General features: G+C 42.5%; 2 protein-coding genes. Both read left to right on the top strand.

Annotated features, from left to right (window positions below; all coding sequences use genetic code 11):
• Positions 1–2,792, top strand: a 2,792-nt coding sequence (locus IQ229_RS17060; protein ID WP_457852507.1) for an nSTAND1 domain-containing NTPase, incomplete at its 5' end; no start/stop codon positions are given.
• A gap of 504 nt (positions 2,793–3,296) precedes the next feature.
• Positions 3,297–3,881, top strand: a 585-nt coding sequence (locus IQ229_RS17055) for a DUF928 domain-containing protein (RefSeq protein ID WP_194045713.1), incomplete at its 3' end; no start/stop codon positions are given.

Here is a 3,881-nt window from a genome sequence, read left to right as displayed (position 1 = left end):
GTCTAGTAGTGCTGTTAGATTGCTGTCATAGCGGTGAATTTTTAGAACGCAATCTCATCGAAAAAACTCTGACTGCTTTTATTTCACAGCGCGATTACTACTTTATTGCTGCTTGTAGAGGTTTTCAACAAGCTTATGCCAAAAAAAGCGAACAACACAGTATTTTTACAACAGCTTTGCTGGCTGGTTTGTCACCAGAGAACACTAACGATCGCGGACAGGTGACAGGCGATCGCCTCTTCGATATACTTACTACAGAACTCAAAGGTAGTGGACAAGAACCAATCCGCATGGGTTGGGGGCGTTCCATTACTCTAATTAACCACAACATTCAAACACAAGCTCAAACCTTTGAGGTAAAAGAAGAATGTCCCTACCAAGGTTTAAAAGCTTTTGAAGCGGAACAAAAACAGTTTTTCTTTGGACGCAAGCAGGTTGTAAGAAAGATTCTGGCAAAACTAGCACAAAAGCCCTTTGTCCCGATTATTGGCCCTTCCGGGAGTGGGAAATCTTCTGTAGTTCAGGCGGGTTTGATTCCAGAATTAGATGATAGAGTCTGGCAAATTTTACCGCAAATTAAGCCAGGATTTCAGCCTTTGCAGGAATTGAGAGCCGTTCTAAAAGTATTTTTTCCAGGGGCGAAAAAAGAAAGATTGCTTTGGGAGTTGATTACTAAAGAACCAAATCCTTTACCTGTAATTCTAAAGCATCTCACAGGTGCAGAAAAATTTTTATTGGTAGTAGATCAGTTTGAGGAATTATTTACTGTCTCTGTTGCTGAACAAAAGCAGAGATTTATTGAATTGCTGACTCAGGTAGGAGAGATAACCGATTCGCGGTTGAAAGTTGTGATTACCATGCGATCGGATTTTCTCGAATCATGTTCAGACTATCCCTCTTTAAATAAATTGATTGAAAATCAGCTAGTTTTGATGCCGCGTATCACTGGAGTTGATTTAAAAGAGACAATAACCGAACCAGCTAAACTTCAAGGTCATAGTGTTGAAGAAGGACTATTACTGAAAATTTTAGAAGATGTTGGTAAAGAACCGGGATATTTGCCGTTGATGGAGTTTGCTTTAACTAGACTCTGGGAAAAACGCGACCAACAAAAGCATCAACTCACCTTAGAACAGTATGAAAACTTCCAAGGATTGACAGGGGCGCTAAATCTTCATGCAGAAAATGTTTATCTTTACGAAGATTATCAGCAGGATTGCCCGACTCAAAAACGAAATAAACAGGAAAAGGACTGGATTGAGCAAATTTTCCTGCGATTAGTGCGAACGGGAGAGGGAGAAAAGGATACGCGACAGCGCCAAGCAAAAGCTGAACTGTTAGCCATTGCTGGTAATGAGCAAGAACAGCAGCAAGCATTGAATGAATTGCTAGATGAAGGATTGGTGAAAGGACGTTTGCTAGTTGCTGGGAAAGATGAACAAGGAAAAGCATGGATTGATTTAGCCCATGAAGCCTTAATTGAGAGTTGGGAGAGGTTTCGGGAGTGGCGACAAAAAGACCGAGATTTGCGGCGGTTAAGCGATCGGTTAGCAGATGCTTTGCGCGAGTGGTTGAATAAAGGGGAGAATGAAAAATACTTAATGCAGGGAGGATTGCTGGCAGAGGTGCGAGAAAATTGGGAAAAGCTAGAGTTTTTATTATCACCTCAAGCCAAAAATTTTTATCAACGCAGTGATGCTTATGAACAGCACCAGATCGCTACATTAGAAAAAGCACTCACTGAATTACGATTGCGAGAGAAAGCTGCCAGGGTAGAGAATTTATTGACTGTCCAACCCTTAGAGAGTCTAGTTTTGGCAATTCAAACAATCGGTGAGAATCAAGAGAAACTACCCCAGCAGATTCTTGCACCAGTTCAGAACAGTTTGAATCAAGTGACGAATAAAGCAAGAGTCTCCATTCCTTTGCATGGTCATGAGGATTATGTCAATTCTGTCGCCATCAGCGCCGATGGACAGATTATTGTCAGTGGCGGTTTTGACCGGACAGTGCGGTTGTGGAACCACCAAGGTCTTCCCTTAGCTGAACCATTCCGTGGTCATCAGGATTATGTCTCTTGTGCCACCATCAGCGCCAATGGGCAGACCATTGTCAGTGGCGATCGTGACGGCACAGTACGATTGTGGAACCGCCAAGGTCTTTCGTTAGCTGAACCATTGCGTGGTCATGAAGGTGATGTCAATTCTGTTGCCATCAGTACTGAGGGGCAAACGATTGTCAGTGGTGGTGATAATGGCACAGTACGGTTGTGGAACCGCCAAGGTCTTCCCTTAGCTGAACCATTTCGTGGACATGAGGATTATGTCTGGTCTGTCGCCATCAGCACTGATGGGCAGACCATTGTCAGTGGTGGTGATGACGGCACAGTGCAGTTGTGGAACCGCCAAGGTCTTCTCTTAGCTGAACCATTGCGTGGACATGAAGGTGATGTTTATTCTGTCGCCATTAGCGCCGATGGGCAGACAATTGTCAGTGGTGGTGATGACGGCACAGTACGGTTATGGAACCGCCAAGGTCTTCCCTTAGCTGAACCATTGCGTGGTCATGAGCATTATGTCAGGTCTGTGGCCATCAGCGCCGATGGGCAGACGATTGTCAGTGGCAGTTTTGACGGCACAGTGCGTTTGTGGCGGGGTGGTTGGCAAGGCTGGTTACAAGTCTGTTGCGACAGATTGCGTTACCATCCCATCTTCACTAATCCGCAAACAGAGGAAGCAAAAGCCGCTTGCGAAGTCTGCCGTAAATATGTTTGGAGTAAAGTAAGCGGGTAAAAACACAGCATTGCCGTGCCTCTAAGAAGGTCTGTACTCGATTCAATTGCAAACGGCTATCAAAGCAGTAAGTGTCGGTTTGCGCTGGCAGGAACTTGCTGCTTACCTGCAACCACGAACGAATACACGAACACATCCTCGCCTTCCTGGATTTGCAATATATCTATGCAACAGAAGGGATTGTAGAGGCGAAGAGGTAGTGGAAAATCCCATACAAATACACGCTATTGAATAAATAGAAAAAGCGCTAGAAGAGATTCGGATAGAAGTTTTGAATTTTCTATAGTTTCTCAAATCTAAAGAATACAAAGATGATATTACTTTAATTTTTAATAGGGAATTTACTATACATAAATAATATAATACTTCACAAGCAATCTGCATAATTTAGGTTCAATGATATGTAGTACTAACATATGTGTACTAAAAACTTTGCAGGGTAAGAACATGGCTCAAATACTATGCCTTTTACACAAAAGTTTGAGGAGTACCCTTATCAGTTGCATGACCTTGAGCTTACTGTTATTGATGCCTACAGCAGTCTTAGCTGACAATAAAAACAATGATTCTGACGACCCTCCACCTCAAACTAGAGGAACTTCAGGCGGTTCTAGGGGATGCGAGACTCAAACAGAAGCATCGTTAACTAGTATTCCAAATATCATCTTGCTTGCGCCTAATCAAAGTTACGGTCAAAGTTCGGTCAATAATCCTACATTCGCTTGGTATGTGAAAAATACTAGTTCTTTGCAAATGGAGTTCCGCCTTTATGAGTATGACAAAACTAACAAACAATCTAGGTTGGTCAAAGAGATTAAAGATGAAACTTTTAAAAGTTCTCCAGGAATTATGGTTTTATCTATAGCTAGTTTAGAATTGTCAGTTGGTCGGAGATACCTTTGGCAAGTCGAATTGGTCTGCGATGCTAATCGTCCTTCAGGTAATCCATTTGCGATCGCGGCGATGAAAGTAGTTTCAACTCCACCGGATTTGATAAAGCAGATATCCCAGAACAATGATGTTTTAATCAAAGCAAATCTGTATAACCAAGCTGATTTTTGGTACAACACTTTAAATATTGCTTTAATT

It is taken from the genome of Nostoc cf. edaphicum LEGE 07299, from assembly GCF_015207245.1.
Taxonomy (GTDB): domain Bacteria; phylum Cyanobacteriota; class Cyanobacteriia; order Cyanobacteriales; family Nostocaceae; genus Nostoc; species Nostoc edaphicum_B.
The sequence above is the reverse complement of the archived record's forward strand: the minus strand, read 5'-3'. Positions and strand labels throughout refer to the sequence as shown.